This is a genomic window from Pseudomonas sp., assembly GCF_028293835.1.
In the GTDB taxonomy this organism is placed as follows: domain Bacteria; phylum Pseudomonadota; class Gammaproteobacteria; order Pseudomonadales; family Pseudomonadaceae; genus Aquipseudomonas.
The window spans coordinates 1-20,245 of sequence record NZ_JAQGNX010000005.1 but is presented as its reverse complement, the minus strand read 5'-3'; the positions used below and the strand labels follow the sequence as shown (position 1 = coordinate 20,245).

General features: G+C 57.5%; 18 protein-coding genes, 1 pseudogene and 1 riboswitch. Of the genes and pseudogenes, 13 read left to right on the top strand and 6 right to left on the bottom strand.

Annotated features, from left to right (window positions below; genetic code table 11):
* The coding region (locus JWR17_RS00635) for an NCS2 family permease (RefSeq protein WP_299827292.1) at nucleotides 1-1,289 on the bottom strand (1,289 nt) is incomplete at its 3' end.
* A gap of 272 nt (nucleotides 1,290-1,561) precedes the next feature.
* Between JWR17_RS00635 and JWR17_RS00630 the strand changes: the two genes are divergently transcribed.
* From JWR17_RS00630 to JWR17_RS00605, 6 genes and pseudogenes are all read left to right on the top strand, one after another.
* Nucleotides 1,562-2,110: a DJ-1 family glyoxalase III gene (locus JWR17_RS00630; RefSeq protein ID WP_299827289.1), complete on the top strand. Its 549-nt coding sequence runs from the start codon at nucleotides 1,562-1,564 to the stop codon at nucleotides 2,108-2,110.
* A gap of 247 nt (nucleotides 2,111-2,357) precedes the next feature.
* Nucleotides 2,358-2,846: pseudogene (locus tag JWR17_RS00625) on the top strand ((2Fe-2S)-binding protein); the annotation flags it as partial.
* A gap of 79 nt (nucleotides 2,847-2,925) precedes the next feature.
* Nucleotides 2,926-3,912 (top strand): xanthine dehydrogenase family protein subunit M, encoded by a 987-nt coding sequence (locus JWR17_RS00620; protein WP_299827287.1) that lies wholly within the window; start codon nucleotides 2,926-2,928, stop codon nucleotides 3,910-3,912.
* The gene (locus JWR17_RS00615) at nucleotides 3,912-6,116 is read left to right on the top strand and encodes a xanthine dehydrogenase family protein molybdopterin-binding subunit (protein ID WP_299827286.1); all 2,205 of its coding nucleotides are present in this window, start codon (nucleotides 3,912-3,914) and stop codon (nucleotides 6,114-6,116) included. Before JWR17_RS00620 ends, JWR17_RS00615 begins: the two co-directional genes overlap by 1 nt.
* A gap of 291 nt (nucleotides 6,117-6,407) precedes the next feature.
* Entirely contained in the window at nucleotides 6,408-7,349 is a 942-nt protein-coding gene (locus JWR17_RS00610; RefSeq protein ID WP_299827284.1) for a choline ABC transporter substrate-binding protein, read from the top strand.
* Between the two features lie 56 nt (nucleotides 7,350-7,405).
* Nucleotides 7,406-8,338: an alpha/beta hydrolase gene (locus tag JWR17_RS00605; RefSeq protein WP_299827282.1), complete on the top strand. Its 933-nt coding sequence runs from the start codon at nucleotides 7,406-7,408 to the stop codon at nucleotides 8,336-8,338.
* Between the two features lie 171 nt (nucleotides 8,339-8,509).
* On the opposite strand, the gene JWR17_RS00600 is transcribed toward JWR17_RS00605, so the two are convergent.
* On the bottom strand, nucleotides 8,510-9,757 hold the full coding sequence (locus JWR17_RS00600; RefSeq protein WP_299827280.1) for an MFS transporter: 1,248 nt from the start codon (nucleotides 9,755-9,757) through the stop codon (nucleotides 8,510-8,512).
* 361 nt (nucleotides 9,758-10,118) lie between these two features.
* On the opposite strand from JWR17_RS00600, the gene JWR17_RS00595 reads away from it, so the two are divergent.
* The 3 genes from JWR17_RS00595 to JWR17_RS00585 are packed head-to-tail and all read left to right on the top strand — an operon-like array spanning nucleotide 10,119 to nucleotide 12,752.
* On the top strand, nucleotides 10,119-11,561 hold the full coding sequence (locus tag JWR17_RS00595) for a cytochrome ubiquinol oxidase subunit I (protein WP_299827278.1): 1,443 nt from the start codon (nucleotides 10,119-10,121) through the stop codon (nucleotides 11,559-11,561).
* Between the two features lie 3 nt (nucleotides 11,562-11,564).
* Entirely contained in the window at nucleotides 11,565-12,572 is a 1,008-nt protein-coding gene (gene cydB / locus JWR17_RS00590; protein WP_299827276.1) for a cytochrome d ubiquinol oxidase subunit II, read from the top strand.
* Between the two features lie 12 nt (nucleotides 12,573-12,584).
* Entirely contained in the window at nucleotides 12,585-12,752 is a 168-nt protein-coding gene (locus tag JWR17_RS00585) for a DUF2474 domain-containing protein (RefSeq protein WP_299827274.1), read from the top strand.
* 89 nt (nucleotides 12,753-12,841) lie between these two features.
* Here JWR17_RS00585 and JWR17_RS00580 read toward each other — a convergent pair whose 3' ends face one another.
* Both JWR17_RS00580 and JWR17_RS00575 read right to left on the bottom strand, forming a co-directional pair.
* A complete protein-coding gene (locus JWR17_RS00580; protein ID WP_299827272.1) occupies nucleotides 12,842-13,966 on the bottom strand; it encodes a methyltransferase in 1,125 nt (374 codons plus the stop codon).
* A gap of 124 nt (nucleotides 13,967-14,090) precedes the next feature.
* Nucleotides 14,091-14,558 (bottom strand): LuxR family transcriptional regulator, encoded by a 468-nt coding sequence (locus JWR17_RS00575; RefSeq protein WP_299827270.1) that lies wholly within the window; start codon nucleotides 14,556-14,558, stop codon nucleotides 14,091-14,093.
* Nucleotides 14,559-14,758: 200 nt separating this feature from the next.
* Here JWR17_RS00575 and JWR17_RS00570 point away from each other — a divergent pair, with 200 nt between their 5' ends.
* The gene (locus JWR17_RS00570; protein ID WP_299827268.1) at nucleotides 14,759-15,535 is read left to right on the top strand and encodes a ferredoxin--NADP reductase; all 777 of its coding nucleotides are present in this window, start codon (nucleotides 14,759-14,761) and stop codon (nucleotides 15,533-15,535) included.
* A 51-nt stretch (nucleotides 15,536-15,586) separates the two neighbouring features.
* Here the strand turns inward: JWR17_RS00570 and mscL are convergent, their stop codons facing one another.
* A complete protein-coding gene (gene mscL, locus JWR17_RS00565; RefSeq protein WP_299827266.1) occupies nucleotides 15,587-16,036 on the bottom strand; it encodes a large-conductance mechanosensitive channel protein MscL in 450 nt (149 codons plus the stop codon).
* Between the two features lie 195 nt (nucleotides 16,037-16,231).
* Here mscL and radA point away from each other — a divergent pair, with 195 nt between their 5' ends.
* The gene (gene radA, locus JWR17_RS00560) at nucleotides 16,232-17,599 is read left to right on the top strand and encodes a DNA repair protein RadA (protein ID WP_299827264.1); all 1,368 of its coding nucleotides are present in this window, start codon (nucleotides 16,232-16,234) and stop codon (nucleotides 17,597-17,599) included.
* A gap of 66 nt (nucleotides 17,600-17,665) precedes the next feature.
* Nucleotides 17,666-17,839: riboswitch (yybP-ykoY riboswitch) on the top strand.
* Between the two features lie 5 nt (nucleotides 17,840-17,844).
* On the top strand, nucleotides 17,845-18,414 hold the full coding sequence (mntP, locus tag JWR17_RS00555; protein ID WP_299827262.1) for a manganese efflux pump MntP: 570 nt from the start codon (nucleotides 17,845-17,847) through the stop codon (nucleotides 18,412-18,414).
* A 128-nt stretch (nucleotides 18,415-18,542) separates the two neighbouring features.
* Here the strand turns inward: mntP and JWR17_RS00550 are convergent, their stop codons facing one another.
* Nucleotides 18,543-18,911 (bottom strand): PilZ domain-containing protein, encoded by a 369-nt coding sequence (locus tag JWR17_RS00550; RefSeq protein ID WP_299827259.1) that lies wholly within the window; start codon nucleotides 18,909-18,911, stop codon nucleotides 18,543-18,545.
* A gap of 207 nt (nucleotides 18,912-19,118) precedes the next feature.
* Between JWR17_RS00550 and JWR17_RS00545 the strand changes: the two genes are divergently transcribed.
* Nucleotides 19,119-20,245: carbon starvation CstA family protein (locus tag JWR17_RS00545; RefSeq protein ID WP_299827257.1), on the top strand; the 1,127-nt coding region annotated here is incomplete at its 3' end.

The following is a 20,245-nucleotide window of genomic DNA, read 5'->3' as shown; positions in this document are numbered from 1 at the left end:
TTAAACCAGCCCAACTTGATCACAAACAGAATTGAAAGTATCACCAGCGCCGGGTTCAGTTCCCGCGCTTTGCCGGACAGCAACTTGATCGCGGTCCAGGAAATAAACCCCAGGGCGATGCCGTTGGCGATGGAGAAGGTAAACGGCATCGCCAGCGTGGTGACCACCACCGGTGCCGCGACGGTAATGTCGTCCCACTCGATTTCCGCCAGGCCAGACATCATCAGTACCGCGACGAACATCAGTGCCGGGGCGGTGGCATAGGCCGGGACGCTGCCTGCCAGCGGCGCGAAGAACAGCGCCAGCAGAAACAGAATCGCGACGACGACGGCGGTCAAACCGGTACGGCCACCGGCGCTGACGCCGGCTGCGGATTCGATGTAGCTGGTGGTGGTGGAAGTGCCCAGCAGCGAACCGGCCATGGCGGCGGTGCTGTCAGCGATGAGTGCGCGGCCCATTTTCGGCATATAGCCGTCTTTGCCCATCAGCCCAGCGCGTTTGGCGACGCCGATCAAGGTGCCGGAGTTGTCGAACAAATCGACGAACAGAAACGAGAAGATCACGCTGAACAGCCCGATGTCCAAGGCGCCTTTGATGTCCAGTTGCAGAAAGGTCGGCGCCAGGGACGGCGGCATCGATATCACGCCACCGAACGGCGAAAAGTGGAAAACGATCGAAACGATGGTCACCACCAGAATTCCGATCAACACCGCGCCTTTGACCCGCAGCGCTTCCAGGGCCACGATCAGGAAAAACCCGAGGGTAGCGAGGATCGGCCCTGGTTTGGCCAGGTCGCCCAAGCCGACGAAAGTGGCCGGGTCGGCGACCACGATGCTGGCGTTCTTCAGTGCGATCAACGCCAGAAACAGCCCGATACCCGCCGCAATCGCTGAACGCAACGGCAGCGGAATGCTGTTGATGATCCATTCGCGGATCTTGAAAATCGACAGAATGAAGAACATCACCGCCGAGATAAACACCGCGCCCAGAGCCACTTGCCAGGTGTGGCCCATGTGCAACACAACGGTGTAGGTGAAGAAGGCGTTGAGGCCCATGCCGGGTGCCAGGGCAATCGGGTAGTTGGCGATCAGCCCCATAACGGCTGAACCGATGGCCGCCGCCAGGCAGGTCGCGACGAACACGGCGCCTTTGTCCATGCCGGTGTCGCCGAGGATGCTCGGGTTGACGAACAGGATGTAGGCCATGGCCAGGAAGGTGGTAACGCCCGCGAGAATCTCGGTGCGCACATTCGTATTGTGTGCGTTTAGTTGGAACAGCCTTTCCAGCATGTCTAGTTCCCCATGACGCAACCTGCGCCGTAAATGTATCGACTAAAACAGCAAAGCACAGGATGTTGAAAACGCCTGAGATTTTCTGTGTCTCGGAAAAAGCCGCGCATCATACCAGTAGCTCAGGTGGATGGCTGCTGGCAGATATTCGATGTTTGTTCTCTGTCTCTCGCAAATCATGCAGGAAGTCGGCCATTCAACGGATCTGCCAACGACTACGGCAAGTCATAAAAACTGACTAAGCTCAGAGCACCATTGCGAAGGATTTTTTGATGACTCAACGAGCCTTGATTGCCGTCGCGGACGGCATTGATGACCTGCAAAGCGCGACTTTAATCGATGTAATGAGGCGTGCCGAAATTGCGGTGGTGGTGGCCAGCATTGGGTCACGGCGGATGCTGACGGCCGCCCGTGGCACGCGTTTAACTGCCGACGCTATGTTGGTCGATGTGTTGGCGCAGACGTTTGATTTAATCGTATTACCGGGCGGCATGCCGGGGGCTGAGCATCTGGCTGCGCATCAGCCGTTGGCCCAGCGCGTGGTAGAGCAAGCGAAGGCAGGACTTTTTTATGCGGCCATTGGCGAGGCCCCCGCCGTGGCGTTGCAGGCGTACGGCGTGCTCAAACAACGGCGGATGACCTGTCATCAAGAGGTCAGTGATCGGTTGTCCGGTTGTGTGTTTGTTGATCAGCCGGTAGTAGTCGACGGCAACTGCACCACGGCCCAAGGCTCGGCCGCAGCGCTGGAGTTTGCGCTGGTGCTGGTTGAGCAACTGTGCGGGAAAGCAAAGCGGGCTGCAGTTTTGAAGCTGTTGGGCTGACCGATGTACCGCGTAAACCCTTCGCGAATCAATTCACCCCAGGGTTGGAAGGTGTCCAACTTTCGGGGCGCAGTTCAGGTTGTCTTTAAATCAATAAGTTATGCAGTGTTTGATAAAAGTCAGCGAAGGCCATGACGCGGCCTGCCCGATACACCCCATCACCCGCCCTGAACGTTGCCCACCTCACGAAGTCGTAAAAATTAGACGCAGAGCACTGCGCTACAAGCTACCTACCGTGAGGTTTCCAATGAGCGTGACGACCCAAACGGATTTCGCTGGCCACGCGATCCAGCTGACCCTTAACGGCCAAATTCGCCAACTCGATGTGCAACCGTGGACCACGTTGCTTGACTTGTTGCGCGAGCAACTGGACCTGATTGGCACCAAAAAAGGCTGTGACCATGGGCAATGTGGTGCCTGCACGGTGCTGCGCGATGGCAAACGCATCAACGCATGCCTGACGCTGGCGATCATGTGCGATGGCGCCGAGTTGACCACCATCGAAGGGTTGGCCCAAGGCGGTCAACTGCATCCGCTGCAGCAGGCGTTCATTAAACATGACGCATTTCAGTGCGGTTATTGCACGCCGGGGCAGATTTGCTCTGCAGTGGGCCTCGCCAACGAAGGCCGTGGCAATAGTCGCGCCGAGATTCAGGAACTGATGAGCGGGAATCTATGCCGTTGTGGTGCGTACAGCAACATTCTCGCGGCGGTCGAAGAGACCTTGCCGCAGTTGCGCGCGCAGCACTCAACGGACCGGCAACCTGACGTTGCTGTCATTGAAATAGCAGCAGCAACGACAGAGGAACTGACCCATGAACCCGTTTAGTTACAGCAAACCCAGCGATGTTACCCAGGCAATCAGCCTGGCGGGACCGGCGACGCGCTTTATCGCCGGGGGCACCAATTTGCTGGACTTGATGAAGGAAAATGTCGCGCGCCCAGAACACTTGATCGACATCACCGGACTACCCCTTGGCGAAATCCGCGAAACGTCCAGCGGCGGGCTATTGATCGGCGCATTGGTGAGCAATGCCGACCTGGCATGGAACCCGCAAATCGAGCAGCGTTACCCGTTGGTTTCCCAAGCGCTACTGGCCGGCGCATCGCCGCAGTTGCGCAACATGGCCAGCACGGGGGGCAATTTGTTGCAACGCACCCGCTGTTATTATTTTTATGACGCCACGGTGCCCTGCAACAAGCGCGAACCCGGCAGTGGCTGCCCGGCACGGGACGGGCTAAACCGGATTCATGCGATCCTCGGTGCCAGCGATGAATGCGTAGCCACCCATCCGTCTGACCTGTGTGTTGCCTTGGCCGCGCTTGACGCGGTGGTCCATGTGGAGGGTCGTACTGGCGAGCGGACTATTGAATTCGCTGATTTCCACCGCCTGCCGGGCAACCAGCCCGAACGCGACAACCAGTTGGCTGACGATGAACTGATCACCGCAGTCGAGTTGCCTGCCCGAGGTTTTGCCTCAAACAGCAACTACCTGAAAATTCGTGATCGCGCGTCGTACGCGTTTGCATTGGTCTCCGTTGCAGCAGCGTTGGAAATGGATGGCGACATCGTGACGGACGCCCGATTGGCACTGGGCGGTGTTGCACACAAGCCTTGGCGCGACCAGGAAGCGGAAGCCTTGCTGATCGGTAAGCCAGCATCTATCGAGCACTTCCGTGCCGTCGCCGATGCGGTGTTAAGGCACGCACAGCCGCTGGAACATAACGGTTTCAAAATCGAATTGGCACGTCGCGCAATCATTCGCGCTCTGGGCGATGCCGCTGCGGGAGGGCAAGCCTGATGAACACCACTATTAATCCCATGGGCCAGTCACTGGACCGGGTCGATGGCCTGCTCAAAGTCACCGGTCAGGCGCGGTACGCAGGGGAATTTCCGGAAGCCGGTCTGCTGCATGGCAGCGTGGTTTCAAGCACCATCGCCAAAGGTCGAGTGATGTCCATTGATGCCTCGGCAGCGCTGAAAGTGCCGGGTGTGCTGATGGTCCTGGACCATACCAATCGCCCCAGACTCGCCAGTTATGACGAGGATTACGATGACGCCGACTCCGCCGAGGGTTCGCCGTTTCGCCCACTGTATAACGATCGCGTACTGTACAGCGGCCAGCCGTTGGCACTGGTGGTTGCTGACACTTTGGAGCTGGCACGCTACGCGGGTTCCCTGGTGCGCATTGAATACGCCTGCGAACCCCATGAGACCGATCTGCTGGCGGAACAGGACGCGGCGCACACCGCTCCGGCGGAAACCCCCAAGCCACGGGGCCATTTCCAGACTGAATTGGCGGGCGCAGCGTTGAGTGTCGACGTTCGCTACAGCACCCCCAATGAGCATCACAACCCCATGGAGCCGCACGCATCGACAGTGTTGTACCAGGCTAATGGCAGCTTGCAGATTCACGACAAAACTCAAGGCACGCAGAACTGCCAAAGCTACATTCAGAAAGTGTTCGGTCTGGAAAAGGACCAAGTGCGGATCCTCGCAGCGTTTGTCGGCGGCGCCTTTGGTTCGGGTTTGCGCCCGCAATATCAATTGCCCTTGGCAGTGATGGCGGCGCTGGAGCTTAGGCGTTCGGTGCGGGTGACCCTGACTCGCCAGCAGATGTTTACCTTTGGTTATCGTCCACGGACCTTGCAGCGTCTGCGTTTGGGCGCCGCTGCCAACGGTCGGCTGGTTGCAGTGGGGCACGATGCGGTTGGGCAGACTTCGCGTTTCGAAGATTTTACCGAGCACGTCGTCGAATGGAGCGGCATGCTCTATAAGTGCGACAACGTTGAGCTGACCTACAAATTGGCTTCACTGGACGTCTATACCCCATTGGACATGCGTGCGCCTGGCGCTGCGCTGGGTGTAAATGGTCTCGAATGTGCCATGGACGAATTGGCCTGCGCGCTGGCCATCGACCCGGTGCAGCTGCGGTTGGTCAACTTCGCCGAGCGTAACGGCAATGAGGACAAACCTTATTCCAGCAAAGAGCTACGCGCCTGTTATGCACAAGGTGCAGAGCGTTTTGGTTGGGGTCAGCGCAACCCCGAGCCGCGCAGCATGCGCAAAGGACGGCAGCTGATTGGTTGGGGAATGGCGGGCGGCGTCTGGGAATCGATGCAGATGAAGGCCAGCGCCAAGGCGAAAATCGACGCCGAAGGCAAACTGACCGTCAGCAGCGCGACTACTGACATCGGCACGGGTACTTACACGGTGATGACCCAAATCGCCGCGGCCAGCGCCGGGGTTGCACTGGAAAACGTTACTTTTGTACTGGGTGACTCGTCGCTGCCCACCGCGCCGTTGCAAGGAGGTTCGTTCACCGTGTCGTCGGTTGGCACTGCGGTACAGCAGGCGTGCGAAGCATTGCGCGGAAAATTGCTCAACGCTGCCCGTGAAATCAATCCGGGGTTCGCTTCGGCAACGGTGGAGCAACTGACCGTGGACGGTGGGTACATGCGCTTCGGCGAACAACAACTGGCGCTTGCAGACATCGTTCGCGCAGTACCCGGCCAGCAACTGGAAGTGCAAGTCGATGCCGAGCCTGACGAAGAAAAACGCAAGCCCTACGCCACCGCGACGCATTCAGCGGTGTTCGTTGAAGTGCAGGTCGATGAGGACTTGGGCAGCGTGCGGGTCACTCGTGTCGTGAGTGCGGTCGCGGCGGGGCGTGTAGTCAATCCGAAATTGGCCCGTAGCCAAATTCTCGGTGGCGTGGTGTGGGGTGTCGGCATGGCCTTGCACGAAGAGGCTCAGACCGACCACAACCTTGGGCGCACCATGAACCACAGCCTGGCCGAATACCACATCCCAGTGAACGCCGACGTCGGTAGTATCGACGTGATATTTGTCGAAGAGAAAGACGACATCGTCAATGCGCTGGGTTCCAAAGGGGTCGGTGAAATAGGGATTTGTGGTGTAGCCGCAGCGGTCGCTAATGCTGTTTATCACGCCACGGGTAAGCGGATTCGAGACTTTCCCATCACCCTCGACAAGCTGATTTAAACTGCCCCTTTCGGCTCTCGGCTCTCGGCTCTGGGCTCTGCAGGAGGTTCCGCGACGTCTCCTGACGCCGCGCTGTTGCGCCTTCGGCAGCCCCTGTAGGCGCCTAGTGGCGTTATGCCTCGCTTAATGTCGCCAGTGTGCAAGTGCGCGTCGCACAGGGGCGTTTTATCTGGCGCACTGCTGCGTAATTTGGTACGACACGGCAACGTCCGATTGCCGATCTGCCCATACTCTTTCTATAAAACTGCCATCGCTTTATATAAAAAAGACAGCCAACCCGAGGGAGCGCGCATGAAGAGATTTATCCGTCATATCAGTTGTGGTGTGTTGATGCTAAGCAGTAGTGCGTTGATGGCGGCCGAACCCGCAGCGTGTCAGAACGTGCGTATGGGTGTGGTCAACTGGACGGATGTAATTGCCACCAGTGCGGTAGCAGAAGTGTTGCTCAAGAATATCGGATATGAAGTCAAGCAAACCAGCGCGGCGCAACAAATCGTATTCGGCGGCATGCGTGACGGGCGACTGGATGTGTTTCTGGGCTACTGGAAACCGGCCATGGATAAAAACATCGCACCGTTTATCGCCGCCAATCAAGTCAAAGTTTTCGAAAAACCCAGCATGAATGACGCACAAGCCACCCTGGCCGTGCCTGATTATGTGGCGGCCGGCGGCCTGAAGACCTTCGCTGATATTGCGAAATTCAAAGACAAACTCGGTGGCAAAATCTACGGTATTGAACCGGGGACCGGCGCCAACTCCACGATCAAAGCCATGATCGACAGCAACCAGTTTGGCTTGGGTGGCTTCCAATTGGTTGAATCGGGTGAGGCGGGTATGCTCGCGGCCGTCTCCCGGGCCATCAAGCGTAACGAGTGGGTGGTATTTGTCGGCTGGGCTCCGCACCCAATGAACATCAACATGAAAATTGCGTACCTGAGTGGCAGTGACGACGTGTTTGGCCCGAATGAAGGCGCTGCGACCGTATCCGTTGTCACAGCACCGGACTACGCTCAGCGCTGCCCTAACGTCAGCCGTCTGTTAAGCAATCTGACCTTCAATGCTGCGCAGGAAAGCCAGTTGATGGTGCCGATCATGGACCGCAAGGCGCCAGACGATGTGGCCAGGCAATGGTTGCGCGACCACCCGGAAGACGTACAACGCTGGCTGGCCGGTGTCACCACGTTCGACGGCAAAGACGCCGCTAAGACCCTGCAACTCAGCCTCAATCAGTAACGCTTAACCCCGCCTTTGCCCGGCCCCTCCACGATGTGGGGCGGGCTGGAGCCCATATGACCTCGCCTTATCCGTTGTCGCCTGCAATGGCCGAATTTGTTGCGCTTACCCTCGGCTTCACCGCCGAAACACCGGACATCAACGGCATGCGCGAAGCCTATTCACGCATGTGCCGCGCGTTTACCCCCGAGCGGCCTCCGGGCCTCAACGTAATGGATCGCTCCGTGGCTGGCGTACCGGTTCGCTGCTATCGACCCGCCGGTGCTGTGCCTGAAAAGGGCTGGCCGTGCGTGGTCTATCTGCACGGCGGTGGTTGGGTCGTGGGAAATCTGGAGTCCCATGACTTTTTGACTGCCGCATTGGCCGCCGATCTCAACGCGGTAATCATTGCCGTGGATTACCGGCTGGCACCGGAGTTCCCGTTCCCGGCAGCGTTCGACGACTGCCTGGCGGTATGGCGCGCAGTACAGCGGGCGTCCACTGAACTCAATGTTGATCCACAACGTGTCGCAATCGCGGGAGACAGCGCGGGAGGCAACTTAGCGGCAGCAGTCTGTTTGGCGCTACGCGACGCTGGCGATACTCAGCCCAGCGGCCAGGTTTTGCTGTATCCAGGATTGGGCGGGGCGGCGGACTTGCCATCGCGCAGCGAATGCGCCGATGCGCCGCTGTTGAGCAGTAACGATATCGAGTGTTATAGAGCGTTATACCTGACCCATCGCGGTCAGGAAAAACTGCCCTACGCCATGCCGCTGATGGCCAACGACTTCAATCTTTTAGCCCCTGCATTCATCGCCGTAGCGCAATACGACCCGCTGCGTGACGATGGCGTTTGTTATCACAAAGCGTTAAAGAACGCGGGTGTGCACAGCGAGTTTTACCTGGGGGCAGGGCTGGTCCACGGGTGTTTGCGGGCTAAAGGCAAAGCGGCTGAGGTGGATGCTTTGTACAGTCGGTTGATAACCGCCCTACGGGGTTTTTTGGTCTAAAGAACGTCGCATTTCCTAGCAGACAACGTGTCTCTACAGATCCGGGCCGCTCCAAATGGGATCGCTACAACAATCCCGGTGAGCGACTTGTTCGCGAAGGCAGCGGCGCGGTCCGTCAGATAACCGCGCGCGCGTCCCGAACACATTCGGTCCACAGCGAAGTCTTGATTCCTAGACCGCCTCTCTTTCCTGCTCCACCACGATATCGCGCATCCGGTCACGGTTAGCCAAAGACGGAAACAGTTTGATCCAGGTTCCAGTGACCACCAGAGTACCAATCCCGCCCAGCACCACGGCTGGCACGGTGCCGAACCAATGAGCGGTGAGGCCCGATTCGAACTCGCCGAGTTGATTGGACGCGCCGATAAACAGGCCATTCACCGCACTGACTCGGCCGCGCATTTCGTCTGGGGTCTCCAGTTGCACGAACGATGCCCGAATGACCATGCTGATCATGTCCGCCGCGCCGAGTACCGCGAGTACTGCCAACGAAAACCAGAACGACGTCGACAAGCCAAAGGCGATGGTCGCCACGCCGAATACGCCGACCGCCGTGAACATCACCCGGCCGACGTTACGGTCCACCGAGAACCGCGCCAGCCAGAACGACATCAGCAGCGCGCCCACTGCCGGCGCGGAGCGCAACAGGCCGAGGCCCCACGGTCCGGTGAGTAAAATGTCTTTGGCGAACACCGGCAGCAGCGCCGTAGCCCCGCCGAGCAACACGGCGAACAGGTCCAGGGAAATCGCGCCGAGGATGTCGGGGCGGCTGCGAATAAAACGAATTCCGGCAAGCAACGAATCCAGCGTGGCCTTGCCGGTATTCAACGGCGTTTGCCGCTTGGGCAGATTGAGCATCAGCGCGCAGGCAATAATATAGAGGACCACCGTCGGTCCGTAGACCCAGGCGCTGCCGAACGCGTACAGAAAACCGCCCAGGGCTGGTGCGACAATGGTCGCCGATTGCTGAGCCGACTGCGCGGCGGCCACGGCTCTGGGAAACAGCCCGTTAGGCACAATGGAAGGCAATAGCGCCTGAGTCGTCGGCATCTCGAACGAACGGGCCGCACCCAGCAGGAACGACAAAATGAAGATCATTTCCGGGGTGATGGTGCTGGTGCTGCTGCCAATGAACAGGGCAAGCGCAATCAAAGCCTGTGCCGCCTGACAGATCGCAGCGACGATGCGCCGGTCATAACGATCAGCAACATGCCCGGTATGCAGCATGAAAATGACCCGCGGAATGAACTGCACCAGGCCCACAAGCCCCAGATCCAGCACGTTGCCGGTCAGTTGATAAATGTTCCAGCCGATAGCGACGCTGAGCATCTGGAAGCCACTGGCGGTGAAAATTCGTGCAAACCAGAAAGCCAGAAAAGGGCGGTGATGGCGCAGCAACATAGGTGCTTGATTCGACATTTGAAACACGACCTCGACAGTGATGCGCGAGGTTAACATGTGCTTTGTAACATTTGTTTGCGCCGACGAGGCTGCGTCGCGTTTCTATTTAGCCGGGATCAGGTGAGACAACTCGCCACGCGACAATCAACCACACAGTTCATGCCTGAAAATGGGTCTACTCTTTGACCCATGGTTGATCTGGATCAACCCATGGTTGATCTGGATCAAAGTGCCTCCCGGCCTTGCGCGACGGGTCTTCTACAAATCCCTGCGTTGTGAAATCTCACAGAACAATTCCAACTCGTAGCACTCATATCCGTGGGGGCAGTTGGTGCTGACCCCGGTCAGTCGCCTGATTCACCTGATTAGAGGAAGACCTATGTTCGGTTTAGAGGCTATAGATCTCGCCCGAATTCAGTTTGCATTTACCATCTCGTTTCACATCCTGTTCCCTGCCATTACGATTGGTCTGGCAAGTTATCTGGCGGTGCTCGAAGGTTTGTGGCTGAAGACCCGGAACGACGTGTACCGTGACTTGTACCATTTCTGGTCGAAGATTTTTGCTGTCAACTTCGGCATGGGCGTGGTTTCCGGATTGGTTATGGCCTATCAGTTCGGTACCAACTGGAGTCGATTCTCAGACTTCGCTGGCGCTGTGACCGGGCCGCTGCTGACCTACGAAGTGCTGACTGCCTTCTTTCTGGAGGCCGGCTTCCTCGGCGTGATGTTGTTCGGCTGGAACAAGGTCGGGCGTAACCTGCACTTCTTCTCCACGGTCATGGTTGCTATAGGCACATTGATTTCGACGTTCTGGATTCTCGCGTCCAATAGCTGGATGCAGACGCCCCAGGGCTTTGAAATTGTCGATGGCCGGGTCATTCCGGTGGATTGGCTGGCGGTGATTTTCAACCCGTCGTTCCCATTCCGCCTGGCTCACATGGCCACTGCCGCGTTCGTCGCCACCGCCTTCTTCGTCGGTTCTTCGGCCGCCTGGCACCTGTTGCGCGGTCGTGATACCCCGCAAATCCGGACGATGCTGTCCATGGCAATGTGGATGGCCTTGCTGGTCGCGCCGATTCAAGCGGTCATCGGTGACTTCCACGGCCTGAATACGCTGAAGCATCAGCCGGCAAAAATCGCTGCAATCGAAGGTCACTGGGAAAATGACGGCGACAAAGCGACCCCATTGATCCTGTTTGGCCTGCCGGACATGAAAGCGGAGAAGACCAAATACGCTGTTGAAATCCCTTATCTGGGCAGCTTGATCCTGACGCATACGCTGACCGAGCAAGTGCCCACGTTGAAAAGCTTCAAGCCTGAAGACCGACCTAATTCGACCATTGTGTTCTGGTCATTCCGGGTCATGGTCGGGTTGGGCCTCTTGATGATCTTTACCGGATTATGGAGCCTGTGGCTGCGCAAGCGCGGCACGCTGTATCAATCCCGTGCGTTCTTGTACATGGCATTGTGGATGGGGCCGTCGGGCTTGATCGCGATTCTGGCGGGTTGGTTTACCACGGAAATAGGCCGTCAACCTTGGGTTGTATATGGGCTGATGCGCACCGCCGATGCCTCGTCCGGGCATAGCTTCGGGCAGATGAGCCTGACGCTGGGCTTGTTCGTGGTGGTCTACTTCACGCTGTTCGGTGTCGGGCTTGGCTACATGATGCGCCTGGTGCGCAAAGGTCCGATCATCAACGAAGGCAAGGAGCAGAAACACGGTGGTCCTGGCCGGAAACGTACGCCTGCACGTCCTCTCTCCGCTGCCGTCGAAGGCTCCGAAGACGGTGACCCACACGACAGCCTGACCAAGGGGAACTAAGTCATGGGTATTGATCTTCCGCTGATATGGGCCGTGATCATCATCTTCGGCATCATGATGTACGTGGTAATGGACGGTTTCGACCTGGGGATCGGGATTCTTTTTCCGTTCATCAAGGACGAGTCCGAACGCGATGTGATGATGAACACGGTCGCTCCCGTCTGGGACGGCAACGAAACCTGGCTGGTATTGGGCGGTGCCGCCCTGTATGGCGCCTTCCCGCTGGCCTATTCGGTGGTGTTGTCGGCGCTTTACCTGCCGATAATCCTGATGTTGATGGGTTTGATTTTTCGTGGCGTGGCCTTTGAGTTCCGCTTCAAGGCGACAGCAGAGAAACGTCATCTGTGGGACAAGGCGTTTATCGGTGGCTCGTTGGCCGCGACGTTCTTCCAAGGCGTCGCACTGGGGGCATTCATTGACGGCATTCCGGTGGTCAACCGCCAATTTTCAGGGGGCGGCCTTGATTGGCTCACACCGTTTACCCTGTTTTGCGGGTTAGCGCTGGTAGTTGCTTATGCGCTGCTGGGCTGCACATGGTTGATCATGAAGACCGAAGGCCAGCTGCAAAAGCAGATGCATGATCTGGCTCGGCCTTTGGCAATAGCGGTATTGGCTGTGACCGGCATTGTCAGCATCTGGACGCCGCTGGCCCACGCTGAAATCGCTCATCGCTGGTTCAGCCTGCCAAACCTGTTCTGGTTCTTGCCGGTGCCGGTCTTGGTACTGGTCACCATGTACGGCCTGTTCAAGGCCGTGGCTCGCAATGCGAACTACACTCCGTTCCTGCTGACACTGGTGCTGATCTTCCTCGGCTATAGCGGACTGGGGATCAGCTTGTGGCCACATATCGTGCCGCCGTCGATCACCATCTGGGAGGCCTCCGCGCCGCCGCAGAGCCAAGGCTTTATGTTGGTTGGCACGTTGTTCATCATCCCGTTCATCCTGGGCTACACCTTCTGGAGCTATTACGTGTTCCGCGGCAAGGTCACCCACGGAGACGGTTACCACTAGGAGGGTGCACTGATGTCTGGCAAAGGATCCGTACACGAACCAGACCCGGCCTTGAAAAAGCCGGTGTGGCAACGAATTGGCTGGTTAGTGGTGATTTATATCGGCAGCGTATCGGCCTTGGGCGTCGTCGCCTACGGCATGCGCCTGTTCATGAACGCAGCGGGTTTGACTACGCATTAGCCGTAACGCTCTGTAGGAGCCAACTTGTTAGCGAGGCATCAGAAAGTCAAACGCTCGCCAACACGTTAGCTCCTACAGAAGGTCACAGGTCATTTACGAGCTTTGAGCACCACGAACTTCGGCGTGGTCGCCATTTTCTCCACGCCGCGAAACAGCTTCGCCAGTTTGCTGTGATAACCCAAGTGACGGTTGCCAACGATGTACAAGGCACCGCCCACCACCAACGCATCGCGGGCTTGCTGAAACATCCGCCATGCCAGGAAGTCGCCCACCACTTGCTGTTGGTGAAACGGCGGATTGCACAGCACCACGTCCAGCGAATCAGCTTCTTGGCCAGCCAATCCATCAGCAGCGCGCACAGTCACTTCCCGCGCGCCCAGCGCGGTCTGCCAATTCTCACGGGCAGATTGCATTGCCATGAATGACTCATCCACCAGCGTGTAATGCGCTTGCGGATTCGCCAGTGCGCTGGCAATCGCCAACACCCCATTGCCGCAGCCCAAGTCAGCCACGCGTGCCGATCCGAGGTTGGTCGGCAGATGGGGCAGGAACGCACGAGTACCGATGTCCAGGCCTTCGCGGCAGAACACGTTGGCGTGGTTGACCAACTCAATCACCGGCTCGTCAAGCAGGTAACGAGTTGGGTAGGGCGACGCCTGCACACCCTTGAGTTCTGGTGTGGCGAGTAATAATCGCGCTTTTTTCACGGCCAGTGAGGCTTGTACCGGCCCAACGTATTGTTCCAGCAATTCACCTGCCGCCCGGGGTAAATGCTTGACCATCGCAGCGGCCACTACCTGGGCGCCGGGGGCCAAATGCCCCTGCAGGCGAATCAGTTGCTCCTCCAGCAAGGCCAAGGTTTTGGGCACCCGGATCAACACCCAGTCAAAGGCGCCGGTAAATGATTCGTTCGCCGGGATTACGGGTACGGCGTCGAACGGCTGGCCGTTGCGCATGAGGTTTTTTTCCAACCCCTGCAATGCAAGAAACGAGTCGCTGCTGCTGATCACGGTTGCATGGCTGGCCAGGCTAGCGGCCAATGCACCGAAGCTGTCGTTGAGTACCAGCACCCGGCTGGCCGGGTTCAGCCCCTGTTCCGCGACATGGCTGAGCAAGTATTCATCAGCGGCATCGAACGCCTGCAATGGCTCTTCCGGTTGGTCAGGTTGGCGGATGAGGTCGAGCTGAGCAAAGCGGCTGTTAAGCAAAGGCATGGGCACGAAAACTCTTATACGGCGTATTACGTGAGTGGCAAAATACCGCGCCCCTCGCAGAAGATATGGATTTTACGTGCTTTTCGGCTGATGGCCTGTGGTTTTCATTTTTATTGGAAAAGCCCTACAGAACGCCGCACATCATGGCCTGTGCTACCGCTGCGGTTTTATTGGATACGCCCATCTTTTTTACCGCATTGCTCATGTGAAAATGGATCGTACGTTCCTTCAAACTAAGAATGACGCCGATGTCTGATGCCGTCTTGCCAGCGGCGGACCATTTGAGTACTTCTACCTCCCTGACCGATAACGTCGGATGAATAAGCGCCAACGGCACGGGCACATAGCGCTGAATCATGATTGCCTTGAGCAAGTTGATCAGCGACGCGATCTGTTCGGCTTTTTCCGCGTAGGTAGCCGCTGAGATGGCGTAATGACTGCGGGCTTGAGTCAGCATTCGTTCGATGCCGTCCAGCGCCTGAATGGATTGGTCCCAGCCTTCGGACTGGGTGTAGAAGGGGTCATATTCTCGAACCGTTTCATCAACAGCGGATATGAGCTCCTGTACCTCGTTTGCGTTCCGGTTATCCATTTTTGAGCATCCATACTCGTGGTAGACGTTTAAAAGTGTAGGAAAATTCTGAAGTGCTGGAGCGCTCGGGATTAGAAGATTTGACTATTGGCGCTGGATCATCTCCTTCTAAATGTCACTACAAACCGCCGGTGTTTATCGAGGCAGCTTTGCGGGACACTAAGAGCAGTGTTTTTAAGTTACAGGAGCCAAGAGCGCACATGACTGCCAGTGCAGAGAAGTTCACCCACCAGACGCTGCTCAATGTCACCCCATTGACGCCGAGTCTGTTCACCTTGCGTACCACTCGCGACTCGGGATTTCGCTTCCGGGCCGGACAATTTGCGCGCTTGGGCGTGACTAAAGCCGATGGCACCGTTGTGTGGCGGGCCTATTCAATGGTGTCGTCGCCTCACGATGAGTTTCTCGAGTTTTTTTCCATTGTGGTACCGGGGGGAGAGTTCACCAGTGAACTCAGTCGATTGCGCGAAGGTGACACGTTGTTGGTGGATCGCCAGGCGTTTGGCTATTTGACCCTGGACCGTTTCGTCGACGGCCGAGACTTGTGGATGCTGTCCACAGGCACTGGCGTCGCGCCGTTTCTCTCGATTCTTCAGGACTTCGAGGTGTGGGAAAAGTTTGAGCGGATTGTCCTCGTGTACAGCGTGCGTGAGACCCGTGAACTGGCGTATCAGCAGTTGATTGCCGAATTGAATGAACGGGATTATCTGGCGGACTATGCCGGCAAGTTGCTGTTTTTGCCGACCGTGACCCGTGAGCAGCATCCCGGAGCATTAAGCGGGCGCATTACGCAACTGATTGAGAGTGGCGAGTTGGAGCAAGCCGCCGGGCTGACACTGACCCCGGAGCATTCGCGCGTCATGTTGTGCGGTAACCCACAAATGATCGACGACACCCGCAACATGCTGAAGCTGCGCGATTTGCAGCTCAGTTTGAGCCGCCGACCGGGGCAGGTGGCCGTCGAAACCTATTGGTAATCCTGTGGGGGTCGCCGTCGTCCAGAGGTGCCGTTTACGCAATGCCGTCAATCAGCCGAGCCGGGTTGGATCAGCCGTTAACGTCTCTAGTGGCTGCTCATTTCGTACTTTCAGCAAATCGCGAATTTCCCCCAGCAACACCTCTTGGGTGCTTGGCGCGGGGGGTAACGTCGGCGCAACAGCTTCTTCGCGCTTCAAGCGGTTGATTGCCTTGACCCCCATGAAGATTGCAAATGCCACGATGACGAAGTCGACAACCGACTGGATGAACTTGCCGTACGACAGCACCACCGCAGGCAGTGTGCCCTCGGCAGGCCGCAGGGTGACTGCCAGATCACTGAAATCCACCCCGCCAATCAATAGGCCAAGCGGCGGCATTACAACATCGCCGACGAACGACGAAACGATCTTGCCGAACGCCGCACCGATGATAATACCGACAGCCATGTCGACCACATTGCCTTTGACGGCGAACGCTTTGAACTCGCTTAGTACGCTCATGAGTCATTCCTTGTTACAGATGAGTAAATTTAACGCAGTGTAAGTCAGCCCTACGTCCCATGCCTTGTAGCCTAGCAATCGACAGGAATTTGTCCGGGAAGTTTTACCCGAACGGTATCCCGGCACCAGGGTTGCCGGTGATCGCTGAGGGTAAACCTGCGTTATGATTGCTCCCTTTTTACGATTGGGGTGGTTATGGCCAAGGCTAAGCGCATGTATGGCTGCACTGAGTGCGGCGCGACTTTTCCTAAATGGGCCGGCCAGTGCGGCGAATGTGGCGCCTGGAACACCTTGGTCGAGACAATGCTGGAAAACGGCGCTGCCACGCCCCCCAGCGGCCGCACCGGCTGGACCGGTCAGAAAGCCCAGATCAGAACCCTGGCCGAAGTCAGCGTCGAGGAAATGCCGCGTTTCACCACTAACTCTGCCGAACTCGACCGAGTACTCGGTGGCGGCCTGGTGGACGGTTCGGTGGTGCTGATCGGCGGCGATCCTGGCATCGGCAAGTCGACCATCCTGCTGCAGACGCTTTGTGCGCTGGCTGAGCAAATGCCAGCGCTGTATGTCACCGGCGAAGAGTCGCAGCAGCAGGTTGCCATGCGTGCCCGGCGTTTGGGGTTACCCCAGGACAAGCTGCGGGTCATGACTGAAACCTGTATCGAAACCATTATTGCCACGGCGCGCATCGAGCAGCCGAAAGTCATGGTTATCGACTCGATTCAAACCATTTACACCGAGCAACTGCAATCAGCGCCAGGTGGCGTATCCCAGGTGCGAGAAAGCGCGGCGTTGTTGGTGCGCTATGCCAAACAAAGCGGCACCGCCATTTTTCTGGTCGGCCACGTCACCAAAGAAGGCGCGTTGGCCGGTCCGCGGGTTCTGGAACACATGGTCGATACCGTGCTGTATTTCGAAGGCGAGTCAGACGGTCGCTTGCGCCTGTTACGGGCGGTGAAGAACCGGTTCGGCGCCGTCAACGAATTGGGCGTGTTCGGTATGACCGACAAGGGTCTGAAAGAAGTCTCCAATCCGTCGGCGATTTTTCTGACTCGGGCACAGGAAGAGGTCCCAGGCAGTGTGGTCATGGCCACATGGGAGGGCACTCGGCCGATGCTGGTGGAGGTTCAAGCGCTGGTGGATGACAGTCATTTGGCCAACCCGCGCCGGGTTACCCTGGGTCTGGATCAGAATCGCTTGGCCATGCTGCTCGCGGTCCTGCATCGCCATGGCGGCATTCCTACTCACGATCAGGACGTATTCCTGAACGTGGTCGGCGGGGTAAAGGTGCTGGAAACTGCGTCCGACCTGGCGCTGATGGCCGCCGTTATCTCCAGTTTGCGTAACCGGCCGCTGCCCCACGACTTATTGGTGTTTGGCGAAATCGGCTTGTCCGGCGAAGTGCGTCCGGTGCCCAGCGGCCAGGAGCGGTTGAAAGAAGCGGCGAAACATGGCTTCAAACGCGCCATCGTGCCCAAAGGCAACGCACCCAAAGAAGCACCACCAGGGCTGCAAGTTATTGCGGTCACCAGGCTGGAGCAGGCACTGGATGCGTTGTTTGAATAGCTGACACGTTTTGATTCAAATGCCTGTTTCATGTGATGTTATTTTCACATCTGCTTGGCTATAGTTCCCGGCCTCTTTGGGGAGTAGCCTGCTTCTGTTGTTTGCATGCAGAAGCGTCCGTATCAACATTCTCGGCCATATGCCGTGGTGCGGACACCTTTCGGTTGGTGAGACCATCGACATACCCATGCCAAAAGTCGGGCGCGTGGTCATGTCGTTGACTCATCGCCCGGCTGGAAGTAACCGTGAATCCCATTTCCCTGATATTCCTCGCACTTGCCATGTCCACGGACGCTTTCGCTGCGGCCATTGGAAAAGGCTCAAGCCTGCATAAGCCGCGCTTCGCCGAAGCCTTGCGCACCGGTTTGATCTTCGGCGTTATCGAGGCAATAACCCCGGTCGTAGGCTGGTTTATTGGCCATGCCGCGTCTCGCTTCGTTGAAAGCTGGGATCATTGGATTGCGTTTACGCTGCTGCTGATTCTTGGCCTGCACATGATCTACAACGGGCTTAAACACGCCGACGAGCAAGATGAAAAGCCACAGTCGCATTCATTCATGATCCTGGCTGTCACGGCGTTTGCCACCAGCATCGACGCGCTGGCCGTTGGCGTAGGTCTGGCTTTCGTCGACGTCAACATCGTGGTCGCGGCCCTGGCCATCGGTTTGGCCACCACCACCATGGTCACCCTCGGCGTCATGCTGGGCAGGGCTCTGGGCACCGTGGTGGGACAACGCGCTGAAATCGTTGGCGGCGTAGTGTTGATTATTGTCGGCTCGACGATTTTGTATGAACATTTAAGCGCGGCGGCTTAGCACCGCACCGATTTGACGTATTCGTAGTAGCAACTTGTTGGCGAGGCGTCTGACCGGGCATGCCGAATTGCCCCTCTCGCCAACAGGTTGGCTCCTACAGAGTCAACGTGCGGCGCGGTGTCAATGCCTTAATCTTCCGCCAACGCTTTGAGCTCGCGGTCCAGTTCGGCTTCGTCGCCCAGATTCAACTCGATCAACCGGCGTAAATGGCTGATGGAATCCAACCCTATGTGAGTGCAGACAAACCCCAGTTGGCCATTGTCTTCATGGCTCAGATCGACGTCCATGTGCACTTCCACCTCCGAGCCGAGGTGAATTTCCACGCTGAACGGTTGCGTCGGATCGCCGAGCCAGGACGTCGGACGCTGAATCAGCAGCCCTTTCAACGATAAATCGACAAGTTCTACCGGCCAGGAATTCTGGCCTTGGCTGAGTTCTGTTTTGGCATCGAACGCGATGCGTTTAAAGCGTCGGCGCTCTGCGTGGGATTCGGTCATGGTTTTGCCCTCTGATGCCTTGAACTATAGCGCTATAACCTGCGCAGTACTTGTCGGAGATTTTACCCGAGGATTCATGACACGAAGCCCCTCGCGTTTCGTCGCCCAAACGCGTCTCTAGACCAACGTGGGGGGTGGCCTTTCGCGCTGTTGGGGCTAAACTCGGAGGGCTGTTCTTCTAGTCCATTCAGCTGGAAAATAAAAAAAATGAAAAATAATAATAGCCTGCTGCGTCACGTCCCCTGGCTGATCCTTGCGGTCATCGGTGCTTGTGCTCTTGGCGTTGTGGCTTTACGTCGCGGCGAAGCCATTAGTGCGCTGTGGATCGTGGTCGCCTCTGTCGCGATTTACCTGGTTGCTTATCGTTATTACAGCCTGTTCATTGCCACTAAGGTGATGCAACTAGACCCTACCCGCGCGACCCCGGCGGTGCTTAATAACGATGGTCTGGACTATGTACCGACCAATAAACACATTCTGTTCGGTCACCACTTTGCTGCCATTGCGGGTGCGGGTCCCTTGGTCGGACCAGTGCTTGCTGCGCAAATGGGCTATTTGCCCGGTACGCTCTGGCTGATTGCCGGTGTGGTTCTGGCCGGTGCGGTGCAGGATTTCATGATTCTGTTCCTCTCCACGCGGCGCAACGGCCGCTCCCTGGGGGAAATGGTGCGCGAGGAAATGGGCGCGATTCCCGGCTCCATCGCGCTGTTTGGTTGCTTCCTGATCATGATCATCATCCTTGCGGTGCTGGCCCTGATCGTGGTCAAAGCGCTGGCGGGCAGCCCATGGGGCATGTTCACGGTACTGGCAACGATCCCGATCGCGATGTTTATGGGCGTGTACATGCGCTTCATCCGTCCGGGCAGAATCGGCGAAATCTCATTGGTTGGTGTGATTTTGCTGCTGGCATCCATCTGGATGGGTGGCCAAATCGCTGCTGATCCGGTATGGGCCAAAGCGTTCACCTTCACCGGTGTGCAAATCACTTGGATGTTGGTGGGTTACGGTTTCGTGGCGTCGGTACTGCCGGTCTGGCTGCTGTTGGCGCCACGGGATTACCTGTCTACCTTCCTGAAAATCGGCACCATCCTGGCGTTGGCCATCGGCATTCTGATTATTTCGCCTGAGCTGAAAATGCCGGCGTTGACCCAGTTCACCGACGGTACTGGTCCGGTGTGGAAGGGCGCCTTGTTCCCGTTCCTGTTCATTACCATTGCTTGCGGGGCCGTGTCTGGGTTCCATGCGTTGATCTCTTCCGGCACCACGCCGAAGCTGCTCGATAGCGAAGCCAACTCCCGATACATTGGCTACGGCGCCATGCTCATGGAGTCATT